Below are 15,712 nucleotides of genomic sequence, written 5' to 3'. Positions count from 1 at the left end.
TTCTAGTTTGTCTGTGCTTTTCTTGACTTGAAATCCACACCCCGATAGTACATGTCAGCTACCAACAAATTCGGGCCGCAGCAGCTTACTGCATCACAATGACAGTTGACGGTTTGATTTAACGGGTGGCCGGTCGACCATTCGTCAAAAATATCGTCCAGCTTCTGTTCCTTAATATTACCAAAAGCCGGGATATCAGCAAAATCCGTAACATACACGTCACCCGAGAATAAATTCACATTCACCCGGTTGCGACCATCCGGATCATTGCGAACCGTTACATTAGGCTCTTGCCGCAGGCGGCGGATGATCTCCTGATCGTGAGCATCGAAGCTGCACGCATAAAAAGGCAGCGTTCCGAACAGCATCCACATCTCAGGGTCGCGCACATCCAGCAAATGCTGAATGGCGGCCTTCGTATCCGCTAAGGACAACACAGGCAGAGCAGAAGCAAAGTTCGATGCATACATCGGATGGACTTCATGCCGCTTAGCGCCCATGTCCTTAATCAACCTGTGAATGCCTCCCAATTTGGTATGCGTTCGGTAGTTAATCATGGATTCAGCGGAAATGTACATTCCCGCCGCACTCAATTTTTCCGAATTGAGAAGCATCGTATCATACATCTTGTATGCTGTTTCCTTAGAAACAGGACGCGCACTATTCGCAAATCCGACTTCATAGAAGTCGTCCCCGTTCAAATAATTAAAGGAGATATGCATAACATCCAGATAGGGCAGCATCTTCTCGTAACGGCTGATATCGAGCGTCAAATTAGAGTTGATCTGGGTCCGAATTCCCCGATCCCTGGCATACTTAAGAAGGGGAACAATCACGTTGTCCACCGTCTTGCCGAGAAATGCCGGTTCTCCACCGGTCAAACTGATCGTCTGCAGATGCTCTACCTCGTCGAGCCGCCTCAGCATGGTATCAAGTGGCAGCATCGGAGCTTCCTTCATGACAAGCATATCGCCAACAGCGCAATGTTCACAGCGCATATTACAAAGATGCGTCACTGTCATTTCCACGCTGGTCAGCACATGGCGGCCATGCTCACGCAATGAAGTTATCGGATCCCACGGATCATAACTCGGCGAAATGGGCCTCAAGGCTGATGGAAATGGCTGTGCTGTATTACTCATGGTTCACTCACCTTACTTCTTTGAATTACCGATTCTATCAGTACAACTTACATGGATGTACTTACGGTTGTTGATCATGCCCATTATATGATTATAACATACCCGTACAGAAGGCTTGTGTTTCATTCTTAGAGAATATCAGCCGGTTTCCCTTCCGCGATCAGGCGTATCCCTGGCAGCAGGCTTATATCGAGGAAACATCCAGTTTGGACTCCACCAATTGGCTCTGCCCAGCATTTTCATGAATGCAGGAACAAGCAAAACACGAATCACCGTAGCATCCAGAAGAACAGCCGCAGTTAAACCTAAACCGATTGCTTTCATGACTTCATTATCCGTAAATACAAAGGCACCCACAACGACAGCCAGAATCAGGGCAGCACTTGTGATCAGCCCACCCGTGCTCTCCAGACCTTCGGCTGTGCTGTATTCATTATCCCCCGTCCGCTCATAGTTCTCCATAATCCGAGAGAGCATCATGACTTCATAGTCCATGGATATGCCAAACACAACACAGAATATCAGTATCGGCAATAGTGCAAAAATGGATCCTGTTGAGGACACGCCCAGCCATTCTGCGCCTATCCCCTCTTGAAATACCCACACAACGATCCCGAGTCCCGCACCAAGGCTGAGCAGGTTCATCACACTCGCTTTTAACGGGAGCACCATCGATCGGAACGCTATAAGGAGAATGACGTAAGTCACTACAAATACAAAGGTAAGGACAAACAGAATATTCTGATGAATAACGTCAATGATGTCCAGTTTATAAGCAGGGCTACCTGTTACATAGGTTGTCAGGCCCAACGCATCCATCGTTCTCAAATCCCGGACAAGCTGCGTTGTTAACGCATGAGATTCACCGTATTCCGGAATCACAGCTACTGCGGCCATCTCTCCCCTTACGAAACGATGCTGTTCCAGCTGCTGGCGGATATCTGCACGAGACAAATACTTGGACACTTCATCGATGGACCCCCGCCCGATGCTCAGATAGCTCTCCACCCGCTTCACGCCCGGCATGATCCTGATTTCATCCGTATATGCCTTCATCTGCTCGATGCTGCGCAAATCCTCATAAGAGGCAGGCAGCTCCACAGCAACAACGATGGAGTTTAGTTCACGCTCATCATAAGCCTGTGCAAGCAGGTCATGACCATAACGGGATTCATAGGCTGGAGGCAGAACCTCGGCAGCCGGGATCTCGATGTTCATGTTTCGTACCGGATAAATGGCCAGCAGAAGCGCACCGATCACAGCTATCGAGATCGTCACAGGATGAGCCATGACAAACCTGGATAGTTTTCTCCACATGCCTGAAGTCTGCTGTGCACGGAAGTGCCGGAATTTGGCCGGGAATAGAGGGAGTGTATGAATGCGGGGTCCCAGTAGCCCCAACAGTGCGGGAAGAAGCGTGTTGCCTGCCAGAACCGATAACAGCACCACCGTAATGCCGCCAAGGCTAAAGGAACGGAAAATCGGCAGATTGATAAAACCCATGGCCACAAAACCGATCAATACAGCGGCTCCGGAGAACATGACCGCTTTGCCGGCTGTTGCACAAGTGACGGCCAAGGCACTTTCCACGTCTCCGCTGCGCGCTTGCATCTCTTCTTTGAATCGGCTTACTACGATCAGAGCATAATCAATACCTACAGCCAGACCCAGCATCGTGACAACATTCGGAAGAAAATTACTGATCGAACCGTCAGCCATGGCAACAAAATACAGGAGCCCCATCGTAACAACCACGCTGACCACGCCTGCGATCAGCGGAAGGATCGCCGCGGTCAATGTGCCGAAGACCACGGCCAAAATGATCAAAGCTGCAGGTATGCCAATCATCTCGGCTTGGATTATGTCGCTTTTGACAGCTTCATTCATATCGGCGAATATGGCCGTATTTCCGGTTATGTAAGTATCCGCTCCCGTAATGGCAGGGACCGATTCCCTAATCTCATCAAACTGTAACAGGGCTTCCGAGGAGTCCAGGTCCAGCAGCACCGTCACCGATACGATATGGTCCTGACCGGCTCTATGAGCTGCCATATTCATATAGATATCTCTCACGTAAGGACGGGAACGCAAAGGCTCCAGCTCCGTTAGAATACGCCTCTGCGCCATGCCTGTTGTCAGGTTCTCATCACTGTTGCTGACCACGACAATATCCAGCGAGGCTGCCGAAAGCCCCAGTCCTTCTTCCAGCTTTTCAATCCCGATCTGGGCGGGACTATCCTCCGGTGTAAATCCGTTATGCTGCAATATAGAAGGAAGTTTAAACGCAAAAGGAAGCAGCCCGCAAAACAAAATAAGCCAAGTTACAACAACGGCTTTACGGTAGCGATATATCTGTCGCCCCCATGTATGCAGCAATGTTGTACGGCCGTTACGTTTCACGAGTCAACCTCCTTATAGTCAAGTTTGATCTATGGTGCTCTGTCCGATTCCGGCAATCATGATCGCCAAGGTTTCGGATAAATCCAATTCGTACGGAGCCGAGAGCGGCGTTCCGTCCCCATCCGTTAAGACACGAACCACCGGCCGATGGGGCACATGCGCGTGGATTTTGGATACAACCCCGCTTTCACCCGTGTGCAGCTTCACCGTTATCCCTGGAGGATATATTGCTACGCGGTCGCGGAACATGGCCAGAAATTGCTGTTCATACAGCGTTCCCGACCCGGCATACATGACTTCTACCGCTTCATGCGGCAGTAAGGCAGGCTTGTACACCCGCTGCGTTGTCATCGCATCGTAAGAATCCGTAATGGCAATCCATTTGGCATATTCATGGATGTCAGGGCCTTTCAATGCTCTTGGATAACCGCTGCCGTCCAGACGCTCATGATGCGACAGCGCGCAATGAGCTGATAACAGCGGAATATTGGGCTCGTCCTTTAATATTTTGAACCCGATTTCGGTATGCTTCTGGATCTCGCGAAATTCATCCTCGCTAAGCCGCCCGGGATGCTGCAGAAGCTTCTGGGAAATCCTGGTCTTTCCAATATCATGGAGCAGAGCCCCCAGACCGAGAACTCGAAGCTCCTCCCGGTTATATCCGTAGGACACGCCAAGAACCGTTGAATATAAACATACGTTTAAGGAATGGCGGTACAGATTGTAATCATTCGTATTCATATCGGTCAGCAGCACCATGCACTCATCATGTCCCGATATTTCATCCATGATCGATTCCATCATTCCCGAAAATGTCTTGCCCAAATGAAGAAAGCTGCCTTTCAGACTCGCTTGACTCTCCAGGTTCTTGAAGCTGGTTCGAATCGACCGAATCGCCTGAAGCCGTGTTTCTTCCGTCAATAACTCCGGAACCACGATATCCTCTGTCACTGCATCCTCGATATATACATATCCCAATTCTAATGTGCCAAGTCGGCGGATCAGTCCAGTCGTCAGTTCAACACCTTCAGCAAGCAGGACCAAACCGTCGCTATTGTATATTCTTTTACCAAGTACCATTCCCGGCCTCAACGCATGGATAGGTATAAGACGCAAATCCGTCACTTCCTCTGCTATTCTCAAACTTGTGTGGGATATAGCGTCTAGTCTTCAGTCGATCACTATACGAAGAAGCCGGACCACCTCTTGTGCCTACGATCTCTAGTGCATAATAAACAGCCAGAAAACAGCGGCGAGAACAAAACGGTAGATCGCGAAATGAGTGAGACGTATCTTCTGTATAAGCTTCATGAAGGCCAAGACGACAAAATAAGCGACAACAAACGAAACGATAAATCCGGCGAGAAATACACCAATCGTATCTGAAGTAAAATATGGATAAGAATCCAGCAATTCATAACCGGATGCAGCACACATAATAGGAATTGCGATAAGAAAAGAGAAATCAGCCGATGCCTTGTAACTCACTCCGCTGAGCATACCGCCGGAGATGGTCGAGCCCGAACGGGAAAAGCCCGGCCATAATACCGATATGATCTGATAGACACCAATCAGAAGTGCCTGCTTGTATGTCAATTCGTCCAGATCGTGTGAAGTCACTTGAACTTTATTTTTGTTGTACCATTCTGCAAATATCATGAAAATACCGCCCGCAACAAGTGCAAATAATACAGTTTGGGCATGAAACAGGCTCTTGATGAAATCCCTCGCAAAAAACGCTACCAGCAGCGCTGGAGCAATACCCAAAAATACATGAATCAGATTCAGTTTTTTGCGCGGCGCCTTTTTGTTCAAAGATTCACTTCGACTCCAGCCCAGCAGGTTCAGAATACGATTCCAGTAAACAATCGCAATCGCCAAAATAGCGCCAAGCTGAATAACAATTTCAAATGTCTTCATGATCGCTGTTTGATCATCGTACCCTAACACCTTGGCTGTCAAAATCATGTGGCCTGTGGAAGACACCGGAATGAATTCCGTTAATCCTTCCACAATCCCCAGTATAATAGCTGTTATAAAATCCATGTCCATCCCCTCCCTAACCTTTGTCCTCATATGTATGCTCGGCCAAAGGAAGTTAGTCGGGGGTTGTCAGGATATCCAGCGTGAAATCAAGGTCTCTTCAAGCGAGCCGGGGCGCGAAAGTTCTTTTCTCAGCAAATCTCGGATAAACTCCGGCAGCATGTAAACCGTATCCTTGCCAAGTGCAAGCGTCTCGTATCCGATTTTGAAAGTGAACATGTCCAGCGTCCCCACTTCATATTCACGTTGTCGATCCAGCGGCTGTCCCTGGATGGAGATATCGGTGATCTTGTGATACGGCTTTCCCTGCTTATCGTAGTGAATGCTTAATCCGTCTACGGCAAGCCCGCCTAATATATAGCCGCGAAAGCCGAAACCGAGTATTTTCTTGCTGCTAAACTCCTGGAGTAGACTCTCTTCAAGCGCCTGGTAGATATGTTCCCCAAGCAGCTTCACTACACAGGGATTAATGGGGGAAGGACACAAACCATGGAGCATTCCCGTACTGATCTCGCCCTCCGGCAATGGACCGAGCAGCTGTCCCGAGTTAACGATGGCAAGTTCTGCCCCTGTGTGCTGAAGCACGGCCTGAGCCAGCAGGTTTGCAAACGGCGACTCCTCTTCATAATGGATCGGCAGACTCCGATCTATAACGGCAACAGACTCCGTTAATCGCTCCCTTGCCAACTCATGATGCCTCATGATCGCTTGTTCGACGATCGGCTCCATCACGCTCTTGTCAACGGGCAGAAGGCTGCCCTCAATACAAGTAAACCGCTCCTCCACATGGCTGCGCTGCATAACGATTCGACCAACATATTGTCCGAATTTGCCTGCGCCGCATACGGCGGTATTTCCGATCATCAGCGGTTCCTCTAAAATATGATGGGTATGACCGCCAAGAATGACATCAATGCCTTCGATAGTCTCTGCCAATCTTTTATCAATCGTTAGACCTAAATGGGATAGGACAATGACGATGTCGCACTTGTCCTGAAGTGCCTCTACTTGTTCAGCAATGGCCTGCACAGGATCCTCAGCTTCCCAGCCTAACAATTGATAAAATCCTGCAAAAGCAGCGGTTGCGCCAGTCAGCCCGATTCGGATGCCTTCCCGCTCAAGGATGACATGCTGTTTCATCCATGAAGGAGGAGCGCCGCTTATCGTCTCATGAATGTTGCAGCAGACGACAGGACATAGCAGTCCGGCGTAAACACTCTCCAAGATGTCATAGGGTATGGTCAACCCTTCATTATTGCCAATTGTAATCGCGTCGTATCCTGTCAGATTAATGACATCCACATTGGCTTGGCCCATGGAGCCTTCCGTTTCCACCGAAGCCCGGTCCATATGATCACCGATATCCAGTACGATAGCAGAATCGCCGGCAGCCGTCTTTTCCCGGGAAATAAGTGCCGCCACCTTACTCATCATTTCAAAATGGCTGTGTATATCGTTGGTATACAGTATGGTAAGCGTCTGTTTATTGCCTTGTATCCCCATCTGGCGGCCCCCCTCCCCATGTTCGTTTTACGATAATTTCCGGTCTTACAAGCATAACATTTTAGCGAAGAATATGGTATATTGTAGCCCATAAGAATTACGAGGTGATAAAGATGTCGACAACCATTCCTTTACTGCTATTCGCCGGACTAGCTGATCGGATCGGCACCAGTTCGCTTGCCTTCAACGTACCGGGCCTCCCGCTTACAGCCGGAGAATTAAAGTCGCTTCTCAGCGAAGCTTATCCTCATGCCAAATCCCAGATTGCCACCGCTTTTGTAGCGGTCAATCAAGAATATGCCCTATCGGATCAGCTTATTCAGATTGGCGATGAGGTTGCTCTCATTCCGCCTGTATCCGGCGGTGATGGAACAGAGGGGGATGCCCCTGACTCGAAGTCCTCCACGGATGGGAATTGCCTTATCACTTACGACAAGCTGTCTGTAGAAGAGGCTGTAGCCAAAGTCCATGATGCAAATCATGGAGCTACACTTTCATTTATAGGAACCACCAGGGAAATGACCGGCGAGATGCGTACGGTTACGTTGGAATATGAGGCCTACATTCCGATGGCATTAAAAGAAATGCAGCAAATCTGTGCAGACATCCTCTCACAATGGCCTGGTACGCAATGCGCGATCTCTCATCGAATCGGTACCGTCGGCATAGGTGAAACCAGTGTGGTCATTGCCGTGTCCTCTCCCCATCGGGCATCCTGTTATGATGCCAGTCGCTACGCCATCGAACAGCTGAAGCGCTCCGTCCCGATATGGAAGAAGGAGATATGGGACGATGGGTCGGAGTGGAAAGGACCGCAGACTGGACCCTGGGACCCAATGATTAGGCAATAAGTCGTGATTATATCATTGTAAAACCATAATTTTCTTGCTAAGATAGTTTTGATCTTTTTACTTACTATAAGGGCAAGAGGTGCAATGATTTGAGAGTACATGTCACGGACCTGATACCCGGTGATCAAATGCAGCATGATGCTTACAACAGTAACGGCGTTCATGTTCTACAAAAAGGAGCAACACTTCGAATAGAGGATATATCCAAGCTGCTGCAGCACGGCATCGATTACATTGAAATAGAGCCACGGGCATTGACTGTATCCCTCGATCCATTATCTGAAATTTCAGATTCATTCAACAAGGTGAAACCACAATTCAATCTCGCATTCAACGGATGCTCCACCCTGTTCACGGAAGCATCTCAGTCCGGAAAGTTCAATGAATCCGTTGTAGACGATGTCTTCAAACCTTTGGTCGGCTCTCTGGATGAGCATACGGATGTCGTATCCCTCCTCCTCCTCTTTAACGGTAAAGATGATTACACCTACCGGCACTCCATTCAAGTAGGAATGTTATCGTACTATATAGCGGATTGGATGGGATATTCCCAAAAGGAAGCTTACGATATTGGCAAAGCCGGTTATCTCCACGACATTGGCAAGAGCAAGATTTCAAGAGATATACTGGACAAGCCTGGCAAGCTCACCCCTGAAGAGTTTGAGGAAGTGAAGCTGCACACCATCTATGGTTACGAGATGATCTCGGAATCCATGAATGATAAGGTTACTGCAATGGTTGCCCTGCAGCACCATGAGCGAGACGATGGCTCCGGTTATCCCAGAGCACTCCGTGAAGATCAGATCCATCCATATGCCCAAATATGTGCTGTCGCGGATGTATATAGCGCGATGACAACGAACCGGGTGTATCAGTCCAAGCAGCAGCTGTTAACCGTTCTTCGGGAGCTCTACAGCCTCAGTTTCGGGAAGCTGAACGGCAAGCCTACACACGCCTTCATCCAGCAAATGCTTCCGAACTTTATTGGCAAAAAAGTTCAGCTGACAACCGGTGAATCGGGCATTATTGTGATGAACAATCCCTCGGATTACTTCCGTCCGTTGGTGAAAACCGACGACCGGTTCATCGATCTTTCCAAGGAATACAATACGGCGATTCTGGAGATCCTCCTGTAATCTGTAAACCGCGTTTTTCTATGGTTACGTCCTTTTCGAATTCATTTCGATATATACATTTGAAATAAAGGTTCCCCGGCTGGATGAGAGATTCACCACCGGGGAACCTTTTCATATTTTCAAGGGAAGGTGTGATATTTCTCACATCCGATCCCTCCTGGTTTCTGGCAGAATATAAGACGTATCCCGATAACCTGAGCACGCAAGCATAAAAGTCACACTAGATACATCATGGGACCGTTCCTGTCAAAATGAATGGAGAAGGACACCAGGCTTTCCCCTTCTCTGTGGGCTATAATAATCGGGAATAAGCAAAAAAAGGGGCAAACCACTCGCATGTGAGTGATTTGCCCCTGTGTTTAGGATTTAACCGATGGAACCTTCCATCTCGAACTTGATAAGACGATTCATCTCTACCGCATACTCCATTGGGAGTTCTTTGGTGAACGGTTCGATGAAGCCCATAACGATCATTTGTGTAGCTTCAGCTTCACTGAGACCACGGCTCATAAGGTAGAACAATTGATCCTCGGAAACCTTGGATACGGTCGCTTCATGCTCCAGCACGATATTATCGTTCTTGATTTCATTGTAAGGAATCGTATCGGATGTAGATTCGTTATCCAATATGAGTGTGTCACACTTAATGTTGGCTTTGGCGCCTTCCGCGTTGCGGCCGAAGGAGGCAAGTCCGCGGTACGTTACTTTACCGCCGTGCTTGCTGATGGATTTGGATACAATGGTAGACGTTGTATCCGGTGCCAGGTGAATCATTTTAGCCCCTGCATCCTGATGCTGGCCTTTACCTGCTACAGCGATGGACAATACCATCCCTTTAGCGCCGCGGCCTTTCAGAATAACAGCTGGGTATTTCATTGTAAGTTTGGAGCCGATGTTGCCATCAACCCATTCCATCGTTGCATTCTCTTCAGCAACCGCACGCTTCGTAACGAGGTTGTAGATATTAGGTGCCCAGTTCTGGATCGTTGTATAACGAACGCGAGCGTTCTTTTTACAGATGATCTCAACTACCGCGCTGTGAAGCGAGTTCGTGCTGTAGATTGGAGCTGTACAGCCCTCTACGTAGTGAACAAAGCTATCTTCGTCCGCAATGATCAGGGTACGCTCAAACTGTCCCATGTTCTCGGAGTTGATGCGGAAATATGCTTGCAGCGGAATTTCGCATTTTACACCTTTTGGAACATAGATAAAGCTTCCGCCGGACCATACGGCACTGTTAAGTGCAGCAAATTTGTTATCCGTTGGAGGTACCACCGTTGCAAAGTATTCTCTCAAAATTTCCGGATGCTCTCTGAGCGCCGTGTCGGTATCCATGAAGATGACACCTTGATCCTCAAGATCCTTCTGCATGTTGTGATAAACAACCTCGGATTCGTACTGTGCGGATACACCGGCCAGGAACTTCTGCTCTGCTTCCGGAATTCCTAATTTGTCAAAGGTTTCTTTGATCTCGGTAGGTACTTCCTCCCAAGTCTTCCCTTGCTTATCAGAAGGTCTTACATAATACTGGATATCGTTGAAATCGAGCTCGTCGAGGTCGCCGCCCCAGCGAGGCATTTGCATTTTCTCGAACTGCTCCAGTGATTTCAGGCGAAATTCCAGCATCCATTCCGGCTCGTTCTTGATTTTGGAAATTTCCATAACGACTTCACGTGTCAAACCTTTACCGGTTTGAAAAATAGCTTTGTGCTCATCGCGGAAACCATATTTATACTCTTCCATTTCTGGTGCTTTTTTAGCCATTTAACTTACCTCCCTATCGATCTATTATCGTTCGCTTACTTCGCGTCTATTCCTTTTCGGAGTGCGTTCCACGCAAGTGTTGCACACTTAATGCGGGCAGGAAATTTATTAACACCGGATAGGGCTTCAATGTCCTCGTACTCTTCAAATTCCACGGCCTCACCTTTCATAAGGGAGGAGAAGCGGTTCGCAAGACTAATTGCTTCATCAAGCGACTTGCCCTTTACAGCATCGGTCATCATCGAAGCGGAAGACATGCTGATGGAACAGCCTTCGCCTGTATATTTGGCATCGGCAACAACGCCGTTCTCCACCTTCAGCTGCAAGGAAATTCGATCTCCGCAAGTCGGATTGTTCAAATCGATGGTTACCACATCTTCATCAAACTTTCCGCGGTTGCGGGGGTTCTTATAATGATCCATGATGACACGTCTATACAAATCGTCAAGTTGCATCGCCGAAATACTCCTTTGTCTGGATTAAGGCGCTAACTAACCGATCAACGTCCTCCTCTGTATTATACAGATAAAAGCTCGCACGTGCCGTAGATGATACTTTTAACCAACGCATAAGCGGCTGACAACAATGATGTCCTGCTCGAATCGCAATTCCTTGTGCATCAAGTACCGTGGCTACATCATGCGGGTGAACGTCTCCAAGATTGAATGTAACGAGACCGACCTTGCGTTCGCGTGGACCGTATATCGTAATCCCTTCAATCTCGGACATGCGGTTCATAGCGTAAGCCGCAAGCTGAGTCTCATGCTGTTCGATCGCGTCCATTCCGATTTCCTCCAGGAAATCGATAGCGGCGCCAAGACCGACAGCCCCTGCAATGATAGGCGTGCCCCCCTCAAACTTCCAAGGGAGCTCCTTCCAATTCGATTCGTACAATCCAACATCATTGATCATCTCGCCGCCGAATTCGATCGGCTCCATTGATTCCAGCAGCGCCTTCTTGCCGTATAATGCGCCGATGCCTGTTGGAGCACACATCTTGTGGCCGGACAAGGCGTAGAAATCGCAATCCAAGTCCTGAACGTCCACCTTCATGTGCGGTGTGCTTTGAGCGCCGTCAACCACAACAACTGCACCGTGGCGATGGGCGATTTCCGCGATTTGTTTTACAGGATGCACAATGCCCATGACATTGGATACGTAAGCAATCGCAACGACCTTCGTCCGTTCGGTAACGATGGCCTCTACATCCTCGACCCTGATCGAGCCGTCAGGCTGCAGAGGAATATATTTCAGCGTAGCGCCAACGGCCAGGGCCGCTTGCTGCCACGGAATGAGATTACTATGATGCTCCATTTCCGTCAGGACAATTTCATCCCCGGGACCGCATACAGAGCGTGCGTACGACGAAGCAACCAGATTCAGTGCCGTCGTTGTACCGCGGGTAAAAATAATCTGTTCCGAACTCTCGGCATTAATGAAACGGGCAACCTTCTCCCTGGCTCCTTCATAAGCGTCGGTAGCACGGCTGCCGAGCGTATGAACCCCGCGGTGCACATTGGAGTTCTCCCACTCGTAGTACCGCTTGACAGCATCTATGACTACCTGCGGCTTTTGAGATGTCGCGGCATTGTCGAGATATACCAGCGGATGTCCGTTAATCTCCTGATGAAGGATGGGAAATTGCTTACGGACGGAGGCTATCATTGTCCCAGCTTCCTTTCAACAAGCCCCTGCAGCTGATCGCGAAGTCCCTCAAGCGGGATTTCACTTACAACCGGAGCCAAGAAGCCATATATAATCAAGGATTCAGCCACTGTACGCGAGATACCGCGGGACATCAGGTAATAGACTTGCTCCCGATTCACTTGTCCGACGGACGCTGCGTGTCCTGCCGTTACATCGTCCTCGTCAATCAACAGGATCGGGTTCGCGTCGCCGCGGGCTTTCGGGCTGAGCATCAGAACGCGCTCGGTTTGTTGTCCGTCCGCCTTCGTTGCACCCTTCTCGATCTTGGTGATTCCGTTGATGATGGCCTGGGCTTCTTCACGCATGACCGCGCGAGTAATCATCTGGGATTCAGAGCTCTTGCCAAAATGCTTCGCTTGCGTCGTGTAGTTAATCTTCTGGGAGCCGGAACCAACCGCAATGATTTTTGCATCGGAGGTTGAGCCATTGCCCTTCAGAATACTCATGGTGTCACTTGCTGTATCCCCATCATTCATCTCGCCGACGATCCATTCGATGGAGGCATCATTCTCCAGCACCGCGCGGCGGAATGTAACATCCGTTACCTCGCCGGTCAATTGGTGTACGGAAGCATACCGAACCTTCGCGCCATTTTTAACGAATACTTCCACCGCTCCGTTGTGCGTTACCGGCGCAGTCAAGGAATCCGATACGTAGTTATCCACATACGTAATCTGACTGTTCGCTTCCGCTACGACCAGAACATGCGGAGCAAATGTCGCTTCGGCATCATCACTCAGCATAACGGCCTGAAGCGGAACATCCACCTCTACGTTTTTGGGAACATAGAGGAACACCCCGCCGTTCCATACCGCAGCATGCAGAGCAGCCATCGAATGCTCATCGTTCTTAAGCGCTTGGTGCAGATAAGGTTTAACCAAATCCGCATGCTCTTTAACCGCTGTTTCCAGATCGGTAAAGATAACGCCTTTTGCAGCAAGTTCCGGTGCCAAGCTTACATGCACAGTTCCCGAGTTGCGTTGAATAACCAGACCGCCTTCTCTTGAACCTTCTACAAGTTTAGCAACTTGTTCAGGCAGATCATCAAGGGAAGCAAGTTTCTTGCTCTCTTTATATTCACCGTAGCTTTGAATGTTCCAGCGTTCAATACGCTGTTTCTCCAGCTTGGGCAGTTCCAACTGGCCAGCCAGTTCCAGAGAAGCCAGACGGCTGTCTGTCAGCCAAGTCGGCTCCTGTTTACTTTCGGACAATGCCTTCAGAGCCTCAGCGTTGACCGGAAGAATGGTTTGTGTAGTCATATCGTTTCCTCCTCCCGTCTATTTACGCGTCTTGACCTACAGTTTCATCAGTAATGCCCAGCTCTTCTTTAATCCAGTCGTAACCCTCAGCTTCCAGACGCTCCGCCAGTTCAGGACCGCCGGATTTCACGATGCGGCCTTGCATCATAACATGTACATAATCTGGCGTGATATAGTTAAGCAAACGCTGGTAGTGGGTAATAATCAAGAAACCGCGTTCTTCCGATTTCATGGCATTCACGCCGTTCGCTACAATTCTCAAAGCATCGATATCAAGACCGGAGTCGATTTCGTCAAGAATCACAATTTTCGGATCCAGCATCATCATTTGCAGGATTTCGTTACGCTTCTTCTCACCGCCGGAGAAGCCTTCGTTCAGGTAACGATGGGCAAACTCAGGGTTCATCTCGAGCTCTTTCATTTTGCCTTCCATTTGACGGATGAATTTGATCAACGAGATTTCGTTACCTTCGCCGCGGCGCGCGTTGATGGAGCTGCGCAGGAAGTCGGAGTTCGTAACACCAGCGATTTCGCTAGGATATTGCATAGCCAGAAACAGACCGGCGAGTGCGCGCTCATCAACTTCCATATCCAGCACATCTTCATCATTCAACAAAACTTTACCGTCTGTAACTTCATATTTAGGATGACCCATCAAAGCGGAAGCCAACGTACTTTTGCCTGTGCCGTTTGGTCCCATGATGGCATGAATTTCTCCGCCCTTCATCTCAAGGTTGATTCCCTTAAGGATCTCCTTGCCTTCGATTGTTGCTTTCAATCCTTCAATGACAAACTTGGTTGACATATTAGATTCCCTCCGTTAGATAGGTAGTGTATTTTTGTCCTATATGATAACAGGATTTGGACGCCCTGATTTCATAAATAAAAAATAATTATTTATTTATAATCATTCTAAACTGATTATCAATGATTCTCAAGCCATTTTATAATAAAATATGACGTATTTCAACCGGACAAGCGTTTTAGAGACAACATTCGGACAACCAAAACACTTAAAAAACAGGCTTGACCGATAGACCGGCCAAGCCTGTTTTAATCTGCTCTGCTCATCCTGTAGTTGCTGATGCTTCTAGTGTCGTCACGGCATCCGTCACCGGCGTTAACGCTCGTTGACAAACGGTGTTATAGTCATCATCATGTTGAGCTGTACAGGCGCACGTTGGACGAGCACCCTAAAGCTCTGCAAATACAAGTCATGAACATGGCATCGCTACATTATTATTCACGAATTATCCAAGGAAAGAACGCAGCATCCACATATGCTTCTCAAGATCAGCCTTGAAGCCTGTAAACATATCCGCTGTAGGCGCATCTCCGGCTTCCTCAGCCATTTCGATACCTTCTGTCAGCTCTTCCGATACGGTAGCAAAGTCCTCAATCAGGGCTTGTACCATTCCGCGAGTATCCTCGTTGCCGGAAGCTTCCTGAACCGTTGCAAGTTCCAAATATTCTTTCATGGTTGCCGCAGGCTTGCCTTTGATCGACAGCAGGCGCTCCGCAACCTCATCCATTTTAAGTGTAACTTCATCGTACAGTTCCTCGAACTTGACATGAAGGGAGAAGAATTGCTCTCCTGTTACATACCAATGATAATTATGAAGTTTGACATAGAGCACGTTGAAATTCGCGACCTGTTGGTTCAACAGCTGCTCTAAGCTGGAGTTTTTTGTTTTTCCTGCAGATTTGCCTGATGTAGTTTTTGCCATGGTTAATCCCTTCCTTTTCTATATGAAATGCACCCTGTACTGCGACAAAGGAATATGCTGCAGATTGGTGTATACCCATTGTAACTGGAACCTTCTGCTAATGCCATTCCTTCATTAATATATAAGTACATCCTGAGCTTGGGCGTCTATTTGTAGTTTACCCTTACGGCTTCGAAGCGA

At 48.5% G+C, this 15,712-nt stretch carries 13 protein-coding genes; 2 read left to right on the top strand and 11 right to left on the bottom strand.

Features of this window, described 5'->3' with window-relative positions; translation table 11 throughout:
* Nucleotides 1–2 precede the first annotated feature (2 nt).
* The 5 genes from yfkAB to WDY75_RS08410 form a co-directional block, all read right to left on the bottom strand.
* Nucleotides 3–1,142 carry a radical SAM/CxCxxxxC motif protein YfkAB gene (gene yfkAB / locus WDY75_RS08430; protein WP_063480371.1) on the bottom strand — a complete coding sequence of 380 codons (1,140 nt, stop codon included), beginning with the start codon at nt 1,140–1,142 and terminating at the stop codon, nt 3–5.
* A 138-nt stretch (nt 1,143–1,280) separates the two neighbouring features.
* Nucleotides 1,281–3,542, bottom strand: coding sequence for an MMPL family transporter (locus WDY75_RS08425; protein ID WP_006212070.1), 2,262 nt, complete (start codon nt 3,540–3,542; stop codon nt 1,281–1,283).
* Nucleotides 3,543–3,560: 18 nt separating this feature from the next.
* Entirely contained in the window at nt 3,561–4,658 is a 1,098-nt protein-coding gene (locus WDY75_RS08420) for an HD-GYP domain-containing protein (RefSeq protein WP_040680931.1), read from the bottom strand.
* Between the two features lie 105 nt (nt 4,659–4,763).
* Entirely contained in the window at nt 4,764–5,588 is an 825-nt protein-coding gene (locus WDY75_RS08415) for an undecaprenyl-diphosphate phosphatase (RefSeq protein WP_006212072.1), read from the bottom strand.
* Nucleotides 5,589–5,654: 66 nt separating this feature from the next.
* Nucleotides 5,655–7,088, bottom strand: a complete 1,434-nt coding sequence (locus WDY75_RS08410; RefSeq protein ID WP_063480372.1) for a bifunctional UDP-sugar hydrolase/5'-nucleotidase — start codon at nt 7,086–7,088, stop codon at nt 5,655–5,657.
* 113 nt (nt 7,089–7,201) lie between these two features.
* Between WDY75_RS08410 and moaD the strand changes: the two genes are divergently transcribed.
* Nucleotides 7,202–7,939, top strand: coding sequence for a molybdopterin converting factor subunit 1 (gene moaD, locus WDY75_RS08405; protein WP_063480373.1), 738 nt, complete (start codon nt 7,202–7,204; stop codon nt 7,937–7,939).
* Nucleotides 7,940–8,028: 89 nt separating this feature from the next.
* The gene (locus WDY75_RS08400; protein WP_006212075.1) at nt 8,029–9,075 is read left to right on the top strand and encodes an HD-GYP domain-containing protein; all 1,047 of its coding nucleotides are present in this window, start codon (nt 8,029–8,031) and stop codon (nt 9,073–9,075) included.
* 366 nt (nt 9,076–9,441) lie between these two features.
* On the opposite strand, the gene sufB is transcribed toward WDY75_RS08400, so the two are convergent.
* The 6 genes from sufB to WDY75_RS08370 all read right to left on the bottom strand — a co-directional run bounded on the left by sufB (nt 9,442) and on the right by WDY75_RS08370 (nt 15,532).
* Nucleotides 9,442–10,839, bottom strand: a complete 1,398-nt coding sequence (gene sufB / locus WDY75_RS08395; RefSeq protein ID WP_006212076.1) for a Fe-S cluster assembly protein SufB — start codon at nt 10,837–10,839, stop codon at nt 9,442–9,444.
* Nucleotides 10,840–10,874: 35 nt separating this feature from the next.
* On the bottom strand, nt 10,875–11,294 hold the full coding sequence (gene sufU, locus WDY75_RS08390; protein WP_006212077.1) for a Fe-S cluster assembly sulfur transfer protein SufU: 420 nt from the start codon (nt 11,292–11,294) through the stop codon (nt 10,875–10,877).
* Nucleotides 11,284–12,504, bottom strand: a complete 1,221-nt coding sequence (locus tag WDY75_RS08385) for a cysteine desulfurase (RefSeq protein ID WP_006212078.1) — start codon at nt 12,502–12,504, stop codon at nt 11,284–11,286. Before WDY75_RS08385 ends, sufU begins: the two co-directional genes overlap by 11 nt.
* Complete coding sequence (sufD, locus tag WDY75_RS08380) at nt 12,501–13,805, bottom strand: Fe-S cluster assembly protein SufD (RefSeq protein WP_006212079.1); 1,305 nt, start codon at nt 13,803–13,805, stop codon at nt 12,501–12,503. Before sufD ends, WDY75_RS08385 begins: the two co-directional genes overlap by 4 nt.
* A 22-nt stretch (nt 13,806–13,827) precedes the next feature.
* Nucleotides 13,828–14,610 (bottom strand): Fe-S cluster assembly ATPase SufC, encoded by a 783-nt coding sequence (gene sufC, locus WDY75_RS08375; protein ID WP_006212080.1) that lies wholly within the window; start codon nt 14,608–14,610, stop codon nt 13,828–13,830.
* Nucleotides 14,611–15,055: 445 nt separating this feature from the next.
* On the bottom strand, nt 15,056–15,532 hold the full coding sequence (locus tag WDY75_RS08370; RefSeq protein ID WP_006212081.1) for a Dps family protein: 477 nt from the start codon (nt 15,530–15,532) through the stop codon (nt 15,056–15,058).
* Nucleotides 15,533–15,712: the final 180 nt, after the last annotated feature.

The organism is Paenibacillus glucanolyticus, from assembly GCF_037333485.1.
GTDB lineage: Bacteria > Bacillota > Bacilli > Paenibacillales > Paenibacillaceae > Paenibacillus_AQ > Paenibacillus_AQ glucanolyticus.
Note: the sequence above shows the minus strand (reverse complement) of the source record. Positions and strands in the feature narration are given on the sequence as shown.